We start from the raw sequence: 16,679 nt of genomic DNA on the forward strand, positions 1-16,679 counted from the left end.
GACGACCACCTTCTTCTTTTGACAGAACGTATACTTCTGATTCAAAAGTAGTGTGTGGGTTGATTGAACCTGGCTTAGATAATACTTGACCACGTTCTACGTCATCACGCTTAGTACCACGTAACAGGATACCACAGTTCTCACCTGCACGACCTTCGTCAAGCAGCTTACGGAACATTTCAACACCGGTACAGGTTGTCTTAGTGGTTGCACGGATACCAACGATTTCTACTTCGTCACCAACACGTACGATACCACGCTCAACACGACCAGTTACTACTGTACCACGGCCAGAGATTGAGAATACGTCTTCAATTGGCATCAGGAATGGCTTATCGATATCACGCTCTGGTTCTGGAATGTAAGAATCCAGTGCAGCGGCTAATTCGATGATCTTAGCTTCCCACTCTGGCTCGCCTTCAAGGGCTTTCAGAGCAGAACCTTGGATAACTGGTAAGTCATCACCTGGGAAGTCGTATTCTGATAACAGTTCACGTACTTCCATTTCAACTAATTCTAACAGCTCAGCATCGTCAACCATGTCACATTTGTTCATGAATACGATGATGAATGGTACGCCTACTTGGCGAGACAGCAGGATATGCTCACGAGTTTGTGGCATTGGACCGTCAGTAGAAGCTACTACCAGGATCGCGCCGTCCATCTGTGCAGCACCAGTGATCATGTTTTTAACATAGTCAGCGTGGCCTGGGCAGTCTACGTGTGCGTAGTGGCGAGTTGGCGTATCGTATTCGATGTGAGAGGTATTGATGGTAATACCGCGCTCACGCTCTTCTGGAGCGTTATCGATTTGAGAGAAGTCTTTAGCTTCACCACCGTAGGTCTTAGCCAGTACGTGAGAGATAGCTGCAGTCAGAGTGGTTTTACCATGGTCAACGTGACCGATGGTGCCCACGTTTACGTGAGGCTTATTACGTTCAAATTTAGCTTTTGCCACGATATATTCCTTTCTTTTCAGAATAATCCTGTATCAACAGGACCATATTACATTTATGTCGTAACTTAAAATTAGCTACGAGATTCAATAATCGCTTTCGCAATGTTTTGCGGTGCATCAGTGTACTTCAAAAACTCCATGGAGTAGGAAGCACGACCCTGAGTCGCAGAACGCAAATCAGTTGCATAACCAAACATTTCAGAAAGAGGCACTACAGCATGGACTATTTTGATGCCACCAAAGCCATCATCCATACCTTCAATCAAACCACGACGACGGTTTAAGTCACCAACCACATCGCCCATGTAGTTCTCAGGAGTAGTTACTTCTACTTTCATGCAAGGCTCGAGCAACACAGGATTCGCTTCGAGCGCACCCTTTTTGAAGCCCATAGAACCCGCAATTTTGAACGCCATTTCATTCGAGTCCACATCGTGATATGAACCGTCGAACAGAGTGACCTTCACGTCCAACACAGGGAAGCCGGCGAGAACACCGTTCTTCATCTGCTCTTGGATACCTTTATCAACCGCAGGAATGAATTCACGTGGAACTACACCCCCAACGATCGCGTTGATAAATTCGTAACCAGCGCCTTCTTCATTAGGCTCTAGTTTTAACCAAACATGACCGAATTGTCCACGGCCACCTGATTGGCGTACAAATTTACCTTCAGCCTCGACTGATGCGCGAATGGTTTCGCGGTAGGCCACTTGTGGCTTACCAACGTTACACTCAACACCAAATTCGCGACGCATACGGTCAACGATAATGTCTAAGTGTAACTCACCCATTCCAGAAATCAGTGTTTGTGATGATTCTTCGTCAGTCTCAACCCGGAAAGATGGATCTTCCGCTGCGAGTTTTTGCAGCGCGATACCCATTTTATCTTGGTCCGCTTTAGACTTAGGCTCAACGGCAATGGTAATTACTGGCTCAGGGAACTCCATGCGTTCCAAGATCACCTTATGATCAGGATCACAAAGTGTATCACCCGTGGTGACTTCTTTCAGACCGATAGCCGCAGCGATATCACCTGCACGTACTTCTTTCAGTTCGGTACGGTCGTTAGCGTGCATTTGCACGATACGGCCGATACGTTCACGTTTCTGTTTAACAGAGTTATAAACGCCAGAACCTGATTCGAGTACGCCAGAGTACACGCGAATAAAGGTCAAAGTGCCCACGAACGGGTCTGTAGCAATCTTAAATGCCAACGCCGCAAAAGGGGCATTGTCATCTGATGGGCGCTCAACTTCTTGCTCATCGTCATCAATGCCCTTAATAGGAGGCACATCGACAGGAGCTGGCAAGAATTCCACAACCGCATCAAGAACCGCTTGAACGCCCTTGTTCTTAAATGCAGAACCACAGGTCGCTAAAACGATTTCATTATTAATAGTACGCTGACGCAGTGCCTTTTTGATCTCGTCTTCTGACAGTGTGCCTTCTTCAAGGTACTTGTCCATCAGTTCATCCGAGGCCTCGGCTGCTGCCTCAACCAGATACTCATGCATCTCAGCCGCTTTATCGGCTAACTCTGCAGGGATCTCTTCATAAGAGAAAGTCATACCCTGGTCCGCTTCGTTCCAGTTAATGGCTTTCATCTTGATTAAGTCGATCACGCCCGTGAAGTTTTCTTCTGCGCCGATATTCAGTTGAATAGGCACACAAGTCGCTCCTAGGCGAGTTCTGATTTGCTTCACTACACGTTCAAAGTCCGCACCTGCGCGGTCCATCTTGTTAACAAACACTAAGCGTGGAACGCGGTATTTGTCAGCTTGACGCCAAACGGTTTCTGATTGGGGTTCAACACCTGAAGAACCACAGAAAACCACGAAAGCGCCGTCGAGAACGCGCAAAGAACGTTCAACTTCAATAGTGAAGTCAACGTGACCAGGGGTATCGATGATATTGATGCGGTGTTCAGTGAATTGAGCATCCATACCACGCCAGAATGTAGTAACAGCAGCCGAGGTGATAGTAATACCACGCTCTTGCTCTTGTACCATCCAGTCAGTGGTCGCGGCGCCGTCATGCACCTCACCGATTTTATGAGACAAACCGGTATAGAACAGAACACGTTCTGTTGTGGTGGTTTTACCAGCATCCACATGAGCACAAATACCGATATTACGATAACGCTCAATTGGGGTTGTACGAGCCACTATTATACCCTCTCCACCAAGACAGGAGCCTTGGCAATATCAACAACAATGGTGTGGGCCTAAGCCCACACCATCAGATTACCAACGGTAATGAGCAAAGGCCTTGTTAGCTTCAGCCATGCGGTGCACGTCTTCACGCTTCTTAACAGCAGTACCTTTGTTTTCAGACGCATCTAGCATTTCACCTGCTAGACGTAAAGCCATAGATTTTTCACCACGCTTACGAGCAGCTTCAACTAACCAGCGCATCGCCAGTGCGTTACGACGCACAGGACGAACTTCACATGGTACCTGGTAAGTAGAACCACCAACGCGACGAGATTTAACTTCGACTGATGGGCGTACGTTGTCCAGGGCTGCTTCAAGAACGTCTAAATGGTTAGCGCCTTTCTTTTCAGCGATAACATCTAGCGCCTTGTAAATGATTTTTTCTGCAGTCGACTTTTTGCCGTCTTGCATAATGACGTTGATGAACTTAGCCAGCAACTCACTGTGAAACTTTGGATCTGGTAGGATTTTACGTTGTCCTACAACGCGACGTCTTGGCATAACAATTCTCCGTATGCTTCAGGGATTTCCAAAACTGGAATTCTCAAAATAAAACTAGCTTGGCCTTACTTAACGGATTGCGTTAAGACTTAGGACGCTTAGCACCGTACTTAGAACGACCTTGGCGACGAGTGTTCACGCCAGCACAGTCTAGGGCGCCACGAACAGTGTGATAGCGCACACCTGGTAAGTCTTTAACACGACCACCACGGATTAAGATCACGCTGTGTTCCTGCAGGTTGTGGCCTTCACCGCCGATGTACGAAGTAACTTCGAAACCGTTAGTTAAGCGCACACGAGCTACTTTACGTAGTGCAGAGTTAGGTTTTTTAGGGGTAGTAGTGTACACACGTGTACATACACCACGTTTTTGTGGGCACGCGTTCAACGCAGGCACGTTAGTCTTGTCGACTTTAGGTGCGCGTGGCTTACGTACCAACTGGTTTACAGTTGCCATGTATAGCTCCGAAACAGTTGAATCAAACTCAACGATAAGGTGTGAAAAATCTATATCCCACAATGGTGGGACGCGGAATTTTAGAAAGGTAATGCCTGACTGTCAAGAAATAGCCAACTTTTGCGGCATTTTACAATAAAAAAGGCGCCATAGGCGCCTTTTTGTTACAAACTGATTACTTAATCTTGGCTACCAGCCAGGTTTAAGAGGTCTGCAAGGTTTTGTTCTGCTTCACTTGCAGTGATCTTATTCACTACAACTGGCTCGTCTTTCTTAGCACGGGCATCGTTACGGGTCTTGTGATAAGCATAACCAGTACCGGCTGGGATCAGACGGCCAACGATTACGTTTTCTTTCAGACCGCGTAAGTTATCAGACTTACCACCTACGGCAGCTTCTGTCAGTACGCGAGTGGTTTCTTGGAATGATGCTGCAGAGATAAACGATTCTGTTGCCAGAGACGCTTTGGTAATACCCAGCAGTTCACGTTCGAAGGTCGCAGGCACTTTGCCTTGTTCGATCAGGTCGCGGTTAGCGATCTTCACGCGAGACACTTCAACTTGTTCGCCTTCTAAGAACTCACTGTCACCCGCAGAGGTGATCACGCACTTACGCAGCATTTGACGGATGATCACTTCGATATGCTTATCGTTGATCTTCACGCCTTGTAGACGGTATACGTCTTGTACTTCGTTCACAATGTAGTTTGCTACGTTGTGGATGCCACGTAGACGCAGAATGTCGTGCGCCGCTTCTGGACCGTCTGCAATAACTTCACCACGTTCGACTTTTTCACCTTCGAACACGTTTAAGTTACGCCATTTCGGGATCATCTCTTCGTACTGTTCACCGCCATCCGCTGGTGTAATCACCAGACGACGCTTGCCTTTGGTCTCTTTACCAAACGAGATGGTACCAGAGATTTCCGCCAGAATAGCTGGCTCTTTTGGCTTACGAGCTTCGAACAGGTCAGCAACGCGTGGTAGACCACCCGTGATGTCGCGTGTTTTAGACGATTCTTGTGGAATACGTGCTAACGCGTCACCCACGGCGATTTGCGCGTTGTCGTCGAGGTTAACGATCGCACTGCCTGGTAAGAAGTATTGTGCAGGTACTTCAGTACCTGGGATCATCAGGTCGCTACCGTCGGCACCAACCAGACGGATCATTGGGCGCATTTCTTTACCCGCTGAACCACGCTGACCCACGTCGAGGATCACGATTGAAGACAGACCAGTCAGTTCGTCTGTTTGACGAGTCATGGTCACGCCGTCAATCATGTCAACGAACTTAATACTACCCGCCACTTCAGTGATGATTGGGTGAGTATGTGGATCCCAGTTAGCGATGATATCGCCCGCTTCTACCGCAGCTTCTTCTAACTTCTCGAGCACTGTACCGTAAGGCACTTTATAACGCTCTTTCTCACGACCTAATTCGTCGATGATCGCCAGTTCAGAAGAACGAGAAACGATAACCAGCTTGCCGTCAGTGTTAGTCACGTACTTAGCGTTGTGCAGTTTCAACGAACCAGAGTTCTTCACTTGAACGTTGTTTTCTGCAGACGCTCTCGATGCCGCACCACCGATGTGGAACGTACGCATCGTTAACTGTGTACCTGGTTCACCGATTGATTGCGCCGCGACAACACCGATGGCTTCGCCGTGGTTAATCAGGTGACCACGGGCTAAGTCACGGCCATAACATGCCGCACACACACCGAAGTCGGTATCACAGGTAATTACAGAACGTACAATCACTTCGTCGATTGAGTGTTCTTCTAACTTGTCACACCATGCTTCGTCGAGCAGAGTGTTACGTGGTGCAAGCACATCTTCAGTACCAGGGTACAGAACATCAACCGCAACCACACGACCCAGTACGCGTTCACGTAATGGCTCAACAACGTCACCACCTTCGATCAGCGGCTTCATTGTCAGACCTTCGTGAGTACCACAATCATCTTCGATGACCACTAAGTCTTGAGCAACGTCAACCAGACGACGAGTCAGGTAACCCGAGTTCGCTGTCTTCAATGCGGTATCGGCTAGACCTTTACGCGCACCGTGGGTTGAGATGAAGTACTGAAGAACGTTCAGACCTTCACGGAAGTTCGCCACGATTGGGGTTTCGATGATCGAACCGTCTGGTTTCGCCATCAGACCACGCATACCCGCTAACTGACGGATCTGTGCGGCACTACCACGAGCGCCCGAGTCGGCCATCATGTAAATGCTGTTGAACGATGCTTGTTTCTCTTCAACGCCATCACGGTTAATCACTGTCTCAGTTGACAGGTTTTCCATCATCGCTTTAGAAACTTTTTCGTTCGCACTTGCCCAGATGTCGATGACTTTGTTGTAACGCTCACCCGCAGTTACCAGACCTGATTGGAACTGCTCTTGAATTTCAAGCACTTCTGCTTCAGCGTCAGCAACTAAGGTGTACTTCTCAGCTGGGATCACCATGTCGTCGATACCGACAGATGCACCAGAGATAGTGGCGTAACGGAAACCTGTGTACATCAGTTGGTCAGCGAAGATAACAGTATCTTTCAGACCTAATTGACGGTAACAAGTGTTCAATAGTTTAGAAATCTGCTTTTTGCCCATGTTCTGGTTAACCAGATCAAATGACAAACCTGCTGGCAGAATTTGTGACAGCAGAGCACGACCCACAGTTGTATCTACGATACGACGTTGCTCAGTACGCTCACCATTGTCACCGATAACGGTTTCAGTGATACGCACTTTCACGCGGGCATGCAGTTCAGCAGCGCCAGTTGCGTAAGCTTTTTCAACTTCAGCAACAGACATAAAGTACATACCTTCACCACGGCCGTTGATACGCTCACGGCTGGTGTAGTACAGACCTAATACCACGTCTTGAGACGGAGTGATAACAGGCTCGCCGTTCGCAGGTGACAGGATGTTGTTGGTAGACATCATCAGGGCACGAGCTTCAAGCTGCGCTTCCAGTGTTAACGGTACGTGTACCGCCATTTGGTCACCGTCGAAGTCGGCGTTGTATGCCGCACAAACGAGTGGGTGTAACTGGATCGCTTTACCTTCAATCAGTACAGGTTCGAACGCTTGGATACCCAGTCTGTGCAATGTTGGTGCACGGTTAAGCATCACTGGATGTTCGCGGATCACTTCATCCAGAACGTCCCAAACTTCCGCCACTTCACGCTCTACCATCTTCTTAGCCGCTTTAATGGTCGTCGCTAAGCCACGACCTTCCAGCTTGCCATAGATGAATGGCTTGAACAGTTCCAGCGCCATCTTCTTAGGAAGACCACATTGGTGCAGACGTAAAGTAGGACCTACGGTAATTACCGAACGACCTGAGTAGTCAACACGCTTACCTAACAAGTTCTGACGGAAACGACCTTGTTTACCTTTGATCATGTCGGCCAAAGATTTCAGAGGACGTTTGTTAGAACCGGTAATTGCACGACCACGACGACCGTTATCTAATAGCGCATCAACAGACTCTTGTAACATACGCTTTTCGTTGCGTACGATGATGTCCGGCGCAGCTAAATCTAACAGACGCTTCAAACGGTTGTTACGGTTGATCACGCGGCGGTACAGATCGTTCAGATCTGAAGTCGCGAAGCGGCCGCCATCGAGCGGTACCAGCGGACGTAAGTCAGGTGGTAACACAGGCAGTACTTTTAAGATCATCCACTCTGGCTTGTTGCCAGAAGTGTGGAACGCTTCCATCAACTTAAGACGCTTGGTCACTTTCTTGCGACGAGTCTCAGAGTTGATTGATGGCAGCTCTTCACGCATTTGTTCGATTTCTTTTTCGAGATCGATTGCGCGCAGCAGTTCTAATACCGCTTCAGCACCCATCTTGGCTTCGAATTCGTCACCGTATTCTTCTAATGCGTCCAGATAGTTTTCTTCTGTCAGCATTTGGCCACGTTCAAGGCTGGTCATGCCAGGCTCGATCACGACGAAAGATTCAAAATACAGTACGCGTTCGATATCACGCAGCGTCATGTCCAGCATTAAACCGATACGGGACGGCAGTGATTTCAAGAACCAAATGTGGGCAACTGGGCTAGCCAGTTCAATGTGACCCATACGCTCACGACGTACTTTAGTCTGGGTAACTTCTACGCCACACTTTTCACAGATCACACCACGGTGCTTCAAACGCTTGTACTTACCGCACAAACATTCGTAATCTTTGACCGGGCCAAAGATACGCGCACAGAACAGACCTTCACGCTCAGGCTTGAAGGTACGGTAGTTAATGGTTTCTGGCTTCTTAACTTCACCAAAAGACCAAGAACGGATCAGATCAGGCGATGCCAGACCAATTTTGATGCCGTTAAATTCTTCAGTCTTGCTTTGCTGTTTCAGAAACTTTAATAAGTCTTTCACGTTTCTCTCCTGAAGGAGTTAAACCGGGTGCTCCGCTCGCACGGAGCACCATTCTGTTGCCAAACGCGGCTAAATACCTGCGCTTATTCCTGATCCAACTCGATGTTGATACCGAGTGAACGGATCTCCTTCAGTAATACGTTGAAGGACTCTGGCATGCCAGGCTGCATCTGATGGTTACCGTCGACGATGTTCTTATACATCTGAGTACGACCGTTAACGTCATCCGATTTCACGGTGAGCATTTCTTGAAGCGTATAAGCGGCACCGTATGCTTCGAGTGCCCACACTTCCATCTCCCCGAAACGCTGACCACCGAACTGAGCTTTACCGCCCAGTGGTTGTTGAGTCACTAAGCTGTACGAACCGGTAGAACGGGCGTGCATCTTGTCGTCAACTAAGTGGTTCAGTTTGAGCATGTACATGTAACCTACAGTTACAGGGCGCTCAAATTCGTTACCGGTACGACCATCAAATAATTTCAGCTGACCAGAGGTTGGCAAGCCTGCAAGCTCAAGCATCTGCTTGATCTCTTTCTCTTTAGCACCGTCGAAGGCTGGCGTAGCAACTGGGATACCGCCTTTCAGGTTGTTCGCTAAACGCAGTAACTCATCGTCAGTGAATGAATCGATGTCAACGCGCTGCTGCACTTCGTCACCTAATTCGTACACTTGCTTGATGTAGCTACGAACTTCTGCAAGTCCCTTCTCGCGCTGATCTTCCAGCATGGCAGCAATCTTGTTACCAATACCTTTAGCAGCAGCACCTAAGTGAACTTCAAGAACCTGACCGATGTTCATACGTGATGGAACGCCTAGCGGGTTCAATACGATGTCCACAGGGTTGCCTTGCTCGTCGTACGGCATATCTTCAATTGGGTTAATCTTAGAGATAACACCCTTGTTACCGTGACGACCCGCCATCTTGTCACCTGGTTGGATAGTACGTTTAACCGCTAAGTAAACCTTAACGATCTTCAGTACGCCTGGTGCCAAGTCATCACCTTGGGTGATCTTGCGACGTTTGATTTCAAACTTCTTATCGAAGTCTGCTTTCAGCTCTTCATGCTGTTCAGCTAATTGCTCAAGTTCAGTTTGTTTGGTTTCATCGTCAATGACCTGAACCAATACATCTTTACGTGGCAATGCTGCGATTTGTGCTTCAGTGAAACCGGCACTTAATAATAAGTTGCGCGCACGGCTCAATACGCCTTCTTCAAGGATCTTGAACTCTTCGCCTAAGTCTTTACGAGCTTGGGCAATGTGCATTTCTTCGATTTCAATGGCGCGTTTGTCTTTCTCAACGCCGTCACGGGTAAATACCTGAACGTCGATGATGGTACCTTTAACAGAGTTAGGTACACGCAGTGAGCTGTCTTTCACATCAGACGCTTTCTCACCGAAGATGGCACGCAGTAACTTCTCTTCTGGAGTCAGTTGAGTCTCGCCTTTTGGCGTCACTTTACCTACCAGAATGTCGCCGCCCTTCACTTCTGCACCAATGTAAACGATACCTGACTCGTCGAGTTTCGACAGAGCAGATTCACCTACGTTTGGAATGTCAGCAGTGATTTCTTCGCTACCCAGTTTGGTATCACGAGCGATACAAGACAGCTCTTGAATGTGGATAGTGGTGAAACGGTCTTCCTGTGCAACACGCTCAGAAATTAAGATCGAGTCTTCGAAGTTGTAACCGTTCCAAGGCATGAACGCGATACGCATGTTCTGGCCAAGGGCTAAGTCACCTAAGTCAGTAGACGGACCGTCTGCTAACACGTCACCACGAACCACTGGCTCACCAACAGAACAGCAAGGACGTTGGTTGATACAAGTGTTTTGGTTAGAACGGGTGTACTTAGTCAGGTTGTAAATGTCGATACCCGCTTCGCCTGGGCGCAGCTCGTCTTCATTTACTTTAACTACGATACGGCTCGCATCAACGTAATCGATCACACCGCCACGTTTAGCGGCGACTACTACGCCTGAGTCCACAGCTAACGTGCGCTCAATACCAGTACCGACCAGAGGCTTCTCTGATTTCAGTGTTGGTACCGCTTGACGTTGCATGTTCGCACCCATCAATGCACGGTTCGCGTCGTCGTGTTCTAAGAACGGGATCAGTGACGCAGCAACAGAAATAATCTGTTGTGGCGATACGTCCATGTATTGAATGTCAGACGCGCGCATAAAGGTAGATTCACCTTTGTGACGACATGCGATCTGCTCTTCAACCATGCGGCCTTCAGAGTCAACTTCGATGTTCGCCTGTGCAATCACATAACGACCTTCTTCAATCGCTGACAAGTATTCCACATCATCAGTGATCACACCGTCTACCACTTTGCGGTATGGTGTTTCTAAGAAGCCGTAAGAGTTAGTACGGGCAAAGCTTGCTAATGAGTTGATCAGACCAATGTTTGGACCTTCAGGGGTCTCAATTGGACATAAACGACCATAGTGCGTTGGGTGTACGTCGCGGACTTCGAAGCCTGCACGTTCACGGGTCAAACCACCTGGGCCTAGAGCAGAAATACGACGCTTATGCGTTACTTCTGACAGCGGGTTGTTTTGGTCCATGAATTGTGACAGCTGAGAAGAACCGAAGAACTCTTTCACTGCAGCAGAGATTGGCTTAGCGTTGATTAAGTCTTGTGGCATCAGCTCGTTCAGATCGCCTAATGACAGACGTTCACGCACGGCGCGCTCAACACGGACCAGACCAACACGGAATTGGTTTTCAGCCATTTCACCCACAGAACGAATACGACGGTTACCTAAGTGGTCGATGTCGTCCACTTCGTCAAAGCCGTTACGGATGTGAATGATGTTCTTCATTACTGCAACGATGTCTTCTTTAGACAGTACGCCGCTACCTTCGTCATCAGGAATGCTGAGACGACGGTTGAACTTCATACGACCTACTTTAGACAGGTCATAACGTTCTTCGCTGAAGAATAAGTTTTGGAACAGGGCTTCTGCAGCATCTTTGGTTGGTGGCTCACCAGGACGCATCATGCGGTAGATCTCAACTAACGCTTCTAAGCGGTTAGTGGTTGGATCGATACGCAGAGTGTCAGAGATGTAAGCACCATGGTCTAGCTCGTTGATGTACAACGTGCTTAGTTCTTTGATGCCTGCCAGTGATAATTTCGCTAAGTCTTCTAAGCTGATTTCACTGTTAGCAGAAACTAATACTTCACCCGTGTCCGGATCGATGTAATCTTGGGCTGCATATTTGCCCACGATGTACTCAACTGGTACTTCGAGTTCAGTGGTGTTGGTTTTTTCGAGTTGGCGAATATGACGTGCTGTCACGCGACGGCCCGCTTCAACCAATACGGTACCTTCAGCATCCTTGATGTCGTAGCTGGCGGTTTCGCCACGCAGACGCTCAGGTACTAAGGTCATAACCAGAGTATCTTTCTTGATCTTGAATTCAACGCGTTCGAAGAACAGGTCGAGGATCTCTTGAGTAGAGTACTCTAATGCGCGCAGAATGATGGTCGCAGGTAATTTACGGCGACGGTCAATACGTACGAACAGCGCATCTTTAGGATCGAATTCAAAGTCTAACCATGAACCACGGTAAGGAATGATACGTGCGTTGTACAGCACCTTACCTGATGAGTGGGTTTTACCACGGTCGTGATCGAAGAATACGCCTGGGCTGCGGTGTAATTGAGATACGATTACACGCTCAGTACCGTTGATCACAAAGGTACCGTTGTCAGTCATCAATGGGATATCGCCCATGTAGACTTCTTGTTCTTTAATATCTTTTACAGTGCCGGCCGCTGCTTCACGATCATACAACACCATGCGTAATTTAACGCGCAGTGGAGCTGAATATGTAACACCACGGATCTGACACTCTTTCACATCAAAAACAGGCTCGCCAAGCTTATAGCTGACGTATTGCAGTTCTGAATTACCAGAAAAGCTCTTGATGGGAAAAACGCTACGGAAGGCGGCTTCTAGGCCGCGCTCACCGGTAGGATCTTGATCGGTGAACTTCTTAAAAGAGTCTAACTGAATAGACAAAAGGTAAGGAATATCCAACACCTGTGGACGCTTACCAAAGTCTTTGCGAATACGCTTCTTTTCAGAATAGGAGTAAACCATGGGTTTCCTCTGCTTGCGAGATGTGACCAAGACTGAACTTATAACATTCGTCATTAAATTCAGCACGTTTGCCCATCACCGTTGATGGCAAGAACCTAACCAGTAATCTCTGCTAGGGACTGCAAAATTTGGCGATAAACGGTGAAAAAAAATCGCCGACGCATATAGCGCAAAAAAGGCCGACGGTTAAAAAACCGCCAGCCTCCACCCAATTGGCTTGGGTGAGTAAGCTACATAATAGCTTACTTGATCTCTACTGTAGCACCAGCTTCAACCAGTTCTTTCTTCAGAGCTTCAGCTTCTTCTTTAGAAACGCCTTCTTTAACTGCTACTGGAGCAGCTTCAGACATTGCTTTAGCTTCTTTCAGGCCTAAACCAGTTGCGCCACGGATTGCTTTAATTACAGCAACTTTGTTGTCGCCGTGAGCAGTTAACATAACAGTGAATTCTGTTTGTTCTTCAGCAGCAGCACCTGCATCAGCAGCACCGCCAGCAACTACTGCAGCAGCAGCAGAAACGCCGAACTTCTCTTCCATAGCTTCGATCAGTTCAACAACTTCCATTACAGACATAGCTGCAAAGGCTTCTAAGATTTGGTCTTTAGTGATAGACATAACAAATGTTTCCTATTGTTCTGAATTCAATTTTATTAAGCAGCCAGCTTAAAATTAAGCGGCTTCTTGTTTTTGATCGCGCAGGGCGGCCAGAGTACGAACGAACTTGCCAGCAGATGCTTCTTTCATAGTCATCATTAACTGTGCCAGTGCTTCTTCGTATGTTGGCAGTTTCGCCAAACGATCAATGTCAGCTGCAGGGATGAAATTCCCTTCAAAGGCTGCGCCTTTAACTTCGAAGTTAGCTTGCTCTTTAGCAAAGTCTTTTAACAGACGAGCTGCAGCACCTGGGTGCTCGTTAGAGAAAGCAATCAAAGTTGGGCCAGTGAACGTTTCTGCTAGGCACTCAAATGCAGTACCTTCAACAGCACGACGAGCTAGAGTGTTACGTACTACACGTACATAAACACCAGCTTCACGAGCTTTTTTACGCAGACCGGTCATAGCACCTACAGTTACACCGCGTGAATCAGCGGCTACTGCAGATAGCGCACCTTTGGCAGCTTCGTTGACTTCAGCAACAATCGCTTTTTTGTCTTCGAGTCTTAATGCCATTGGCTTTACTCCTGGATTCCACCTAGGGTATTCCCCTAGTATTTACCATACTAAATACTTATGTATTTAGTGACTTACGGTGCAGATTATCCAGTAAAAAAATTTAGCTGGGGCCTGACACCGTCTACGCAGGAAATTAAGTAAACCGATAAGGAAAACACCTGCGGTCTTGGACGGAAGCCCGTTTCACGATGTTTTACACATCAAAAACAGGCTTCAACCCACAAAGTGCGCGCATTATAGACTAATGCGCGTACCTTGTAAAATTAGTTAGCTGTATCGAGAGTCGCTTGGTCGATAGCTACACCTGCACCCATAGTGGTAGAGATGCTAACTTTCTTCACGTATACACCTTTAGCAACTGCAGGCTTAGCCTTTTTCAGTGCAGAGATTAACGCTTCCAAGTTTTCTTTCAATTGAACTGGTGTGAAATCCACTTTACCGATAGTAGTGTGGATAATACCGTTCTTGTCGTTACGGTAACGAACTTGACCAGCTTTAGCGTTCTTAACTGCTTCAGCAACGTTTGGCGTTACTGTGCCAGTTTTTGGGTTAGGCATTAAACCACGAGGGCCTAAGATTTGACCTAACATACCAACAACGCGCATTGCATCTGGAGATGCGATAACTACGTCGAAGTTCATTTCACCGGCTTTGATTTGCTCAGCCAGATCATCCATACCAACGAGTTCTGCACCAGCAGCTTTTGCAGCTTCAGCATTTGCACCTTGTGTAAATACTGCAACGCGAACTTCACGACCAGTACCGTGTGGTAATACAGTAGCACCACGAACGTTTTGGTCTGATTTACGTGGGTCGATACCCAGGTTAACAGCAACGTCAACACTTTCAACGAACTTAGCAGTCGCTAATTCTTTTAACAGAGCAACAGCGTCGTTGATTTCGTATAACTTAGTACCGTCAACTTTCTCGCGGATTACGCGCATGCGTTTAGTTAGTTTTGCCATTATATTAACCCTCTACAACCAAACCCATTGAACGCGCAGTACCTTCGATTGAGCGAGTCATCGCTTCAACATCAGCACCAGTCATATCGGCCGCTTTCAATTCAGCAATTTCTTGAATCTTAGCACGAGCGATAGTACCTACTTTCTGAGTGTTTGGACGTGGAGAACCTGATTTCAGGCCTGCAGCAGTCTTCAGTAAGTAAGAAGCTGGCGGAGTCTTAGTTTCGAAAGTGAATGAACGGTCACTGTATACAGTGATCACGACTGGAATAGGCATGCCTTTTTCCATTTTTTCTGTACGGGCGTTGAACGCTTTACAGAATTCCATGATGTTCACACCTTTCTGACCCAGAGCTGGACCAACTGGTGGTGAAGGGTTCGCAGAACCTGATTTCACTTGTAGCTTAATATAAGCATCAATCTTTTTTGCCATCTGACATTTCCTCAGTTTGGGTTCAAACGCGCATCAGCGACATGCCGACGTGCTCCCCCGAAAACAACGGGTGCGGATTATATAGAAATCCGCACCCGTTGCCAAACGGATTTTTGTATTTAATTTAATCAGCCTTTTTCGACCTGATTAAAATCGAGCTCAACTGGTGTAGAACGACCAAAGATCATTACTGACACTTTTACGCGGCTCTTGTCATAATCCACTTCTTCAACGGTACCGTTAAAGTCAGCAAATGGACCATCACAAACACGCACCACTTCGCCCGGCTCGAAAATAACACGGTGAGTCGGTGAAGCTGTGGTTTCTTGTAAGCGACGCAGAATTGCATCCGCTTCTCTATCTGAAATTGGGGCAGGACGATCAGAAGTTCCGCCAATAAAGCCTAAAACACGCGGGATGCTTTTGACTAAATGCCAGCTGTCATCGTTCATTTCCATCTGGACTAAAACATAACCAGGGAAAAACTTACGCTCGCTCTTACGACGCTGGCCTGCACGCATTTCAATGACTTCTTCAGTCGGAACCAATACTTCGCCGAAGTACTCTTCCATGCCGTGCATTTTAATGTATTCAATCAGTGACTTACAAACTCGGCTTTCATAGCCTGAGAATGCCTGCACTACATACCATCTTTTTTTAGCTTCTTTAGCTTCAGTCATTCGAGGTGCCTATACGCCAGTGATGAAATTGACAATGTGCATTAACACTGCATCTAAACCCCATAAAACAAGGGCTAAAATACCTGTTGCAGCAAGGACAATAAAAGTGGTGTTAAGCGCTTCTTGACGTGTTGGCCATACGACCTTGCGCACTTCAATTTGCGACTCACGAGCGAACGCTAAGGCTTTCTTACCCTTTTCTGTTTGCAGGGCAATAAAACCAGCAATAGCGAATGCAACGATAACAGCCAGTGCACGGATCACGGCACTTGTCTCGCTATACATCTGATTGCCAATAACAGCAGCGGCCAGCAATAGGATCGCTAAACCCCACTTCACGATATCCAGAGAGTTAGTCTGGTTTTCAGTATTTGTTGTCATCGGTTATTCCGTTACTCAATACGGCCTGAGCTTGAGCACAATAATTAGGGACATACGACCCAGTTACAATACGCTTTAGATACTCTGCATTCCGAATACCCCTAGAAACGCATCATGTTGCATAAGCTCAGGGTCAAAAATCGGCCATAGATTGTATTCTTATTCGACCTTGTTAGCAAGGATGCACAGCCGTTGCAACCCACAAAACCTAGTAAATAATCGACTTAAACAAAAAAGGAAGCCGAAGCTTCCTTTTTCAGTACTATAACTCGTTCGCGATTAAGCGAAAATCTTAGCTACAACACCAGCGCCTACTGTACGGCCACCTTCACGGATTGCGAAGCGTAAACCTTCGTCCATCGCGATTGGGCAGATCAGAGTCACTTTCATCTTGATGT

At 47.3% G+C, this 16,679-nt stretch carries 12 protein-coding genes and 1 pseudogene; all 13 read right to left on the reverse strand.

All coding sequences use genetic code 11. The features are described from left to right. On the reverse strand, window positions 1-958 hold a 958-nt coding region (gene tuf, locus B5P39_RS23840; protein WP_088213137.1), incomplete at its 3' end, for an elongation factor Tu. Between the two features lie 71 nt (window positions 959-1,029). Continuing rightward, complete coding sequence (gene fusA / locus B5P39_RS23845; RefSeq protein WP_088213138.1) at window positions 1,030-3,126, reverse strand: elongation factor G; 2,097 nt, start codon at window positions 3,124-3,126, stop codon at window positions 1,030-1,032. A 78-nt stretch (window positions 3,127-3,204) separates the two neighbouring features. Further along, window positions 3,205-3,675, reverse strand: coding sequence for a 30S ribosomal protein S7 (gene rpsG / locus B5P39_RS23850; protein ID WP_011715460.1), 471 nt, complete (start codon window positions 3,673-3,675; stop codon window positions 3,205-3,207). An 82-nt stretch (window positions 3,676-3,757) separates the two neighbouring features. Then, a complete protein-coding gene (gene rpsL / locus B5P39_RS23855) occupies window positions 3,758-4,132 on the reverse strand; it encodes a 30S ribosomal protein S12 (RefSeq protein ID WP_011715459.1) in 375 nt (124 codons plus the stop codon). A 179-nt stretch (window positions 4,133-4,311) separates the two neighbouring features. Further along, a complete protein-coding gene (rpoC, locus tag B5P39_RS23860) occupies window positions 4,312-8,529 on the reverse strand; it encodes a DNA-directed RNA polymerase subunit beta' (protein WP_011715458.1) in 4,218 nt (1,405 codons plus the stop codon). Window positions 8,530-8,612: 83 nt separating this feature from the next. Continuing rightward, on the reverse strand, window positions 8,613-12,650 hold the full coding sequence (gene rpoB, locus B5P39_RS23865) for a DNA-directed RNA polymerase subunit beta (RefSeq protein WP_088213139.1): 4,038 nt from the start codon (window positions 12,648-12,650) through the stop codon (window positions 8,613-8,615). Between the two features lie 242 nt (window positions 12,651-12,892). Continuing rightward, window positions 12,893-13,264, reverse strand: a complete 372-nt coding sequence (gene rplL, locus B5P39_RS23870) for a 50S ribosomal protein L7/L12 (RefSeq protein ID WP_011624800.1) — start codon at window positions 13,262-13,264, stop codon at window positions 12,893-12,895. 54 nt (window positions 13,265-13,318) lie between these two features. Further along, window positions 13,319-13,819: a 50S ribosomal protein L10 gene (gene rplJ, locus B5P39_RS23875; protein WP_011070609.1), complete on the reverse strand. Its 501-nt coding sequence runs from the start codon at window positions 13,817-13,819 to the stop codon at window positions 13,319-13,321. Between the two features lie 266 nt (window positions 13,820-14,085). Continuing rightward, complete coding sequence (gene rplA, locus B5P39_RS23880; protein WP_011715456.1) at window positions 14,086-14,787, reverse strand: 50S ribosomal protein L1; 702 nt, start codon at window positions 14,785-14,787, stop codon at window positions 14,086-14,088. A 4-nt stretch (window positions 14,788-14,791) separates the two neighbouring features. Next, window positions 14,792-15,220, reverse strand: a complete 429-nt coding sequence (rplK, locus tag B5P39_RS23885; protein WP_011621019.1) for a 50S ribosomal protein L11 — start codon at window positions 15,218-15,220, stop codon at window positions 14,792-14,794. Window positions 15,221-15,348: 128 nt separating this feature from the next. Further along, a complete protein-coding gene (nusG, locus tag B5P39_RS23890; RefSeq protein ID WP_088213140.1) occupies window positions 15,349-15,900 on the reverse strand; it encodes a transcription termination/antitermination protein NusG in 552 nt (183 codons plus the stop codon). Between the two features lie 9 nt (window positions 15,901-15,909). After that, window positions 15,910-16,281 carry a preprotein translocase subunit SecE gene (gene secE / locus B5P39_RS23895; protein ID WP_011621018.1) on the reverse strand — a complete coding sequence of 124 codons (372 nt, stop codon included), beginning with the start codon at window positions 16,279-16,281 and terminating at the stop codon, window positions 15,910-15,912. 279 nt (window positions 16,282-16,560) lie between these two features. Next, a pseudogene (locus B5P39_RS23900) lies at window positions 16,561-16,679 on the reverse strand (elongation factor Tu); the annotation flags it as partial.

Source organism: Shewanella sp. Shew256, from assembly GCF_002196695.1.
GTDB classification, from domain to species: Bacteria; Pseudomonadota; Gammaproteobacteria; order Enterobacterales; family Shewanellaceae; genus Shewanella; species Shewanella mangrovisoli.

What these genes read in the sequence shown, in the direction of transcription:
- rpsG (WP_011715460.1), bottom strand. Translation starts at nt 3,675, where the DNA reads ATGCCAAGACGTCGCGTTGTAGGACAACGTAAAATCCTACCAGATCCA.
- rplK (WP_011621019.1), bottom strand. Translation starts at nt 15,220, where the DNA reads ATGGCAAAAAAGATTGATGCTTATATTAAGCTACAAGTGAAATCAGGT.
- rpoB (WP_088213139.1), bottom strand. Translation starts at nt 12,650, where the DNA reads ATGGTTTACTCCTATTCTGAAAAGAAGCGTATTCGCAAAGACTTTGGT.
- rplL (WP_011624800.1), bottom strand. Translation starts at nt 13,264, where the DNA reads ATGTCTATCACTAAAGACCAAATCTTAGAAGCCTTTGCAGCTATGTCT.
- rplJ (WP_011070609.1), bottom strand. Translation starts at nt 13,819, where the DNA reads ATGGCATTAAGACTCGAAGACAAAAAAGCGATTGTTGCTGAAGTCAAC.
- secE (WP_011621018.1), bottom strand. Translation starts at nt 16,281, where the DNA reads ATGACAACAAATACTGAAAACCAGACTAACTCTCTGGATATCGTGAAG.
- rpsL (WP_011715459.1), bottom strand. Translation starts at nt 4,132, where the DNA reads ATGGCAACTGTAAACCAGTTGGTACGTAAGCCACGCGCACCTAAAGTC.
- nusG (WP_088213140.1), bottom strand. Translation starts at nt 15,900, where the DNA reads ATGACTGAAGCTAAAGAAGCTAAAAAAAGATGGTATGTAGTGCAGGCA.
- rplA (WP_011715456.1), bottom strand. Translation starts at nt 14,787, where the DNA reads ATGGCAAAACTAACTAAACGCATGCGCGTAATCCGCGAGAAAGTTGAC.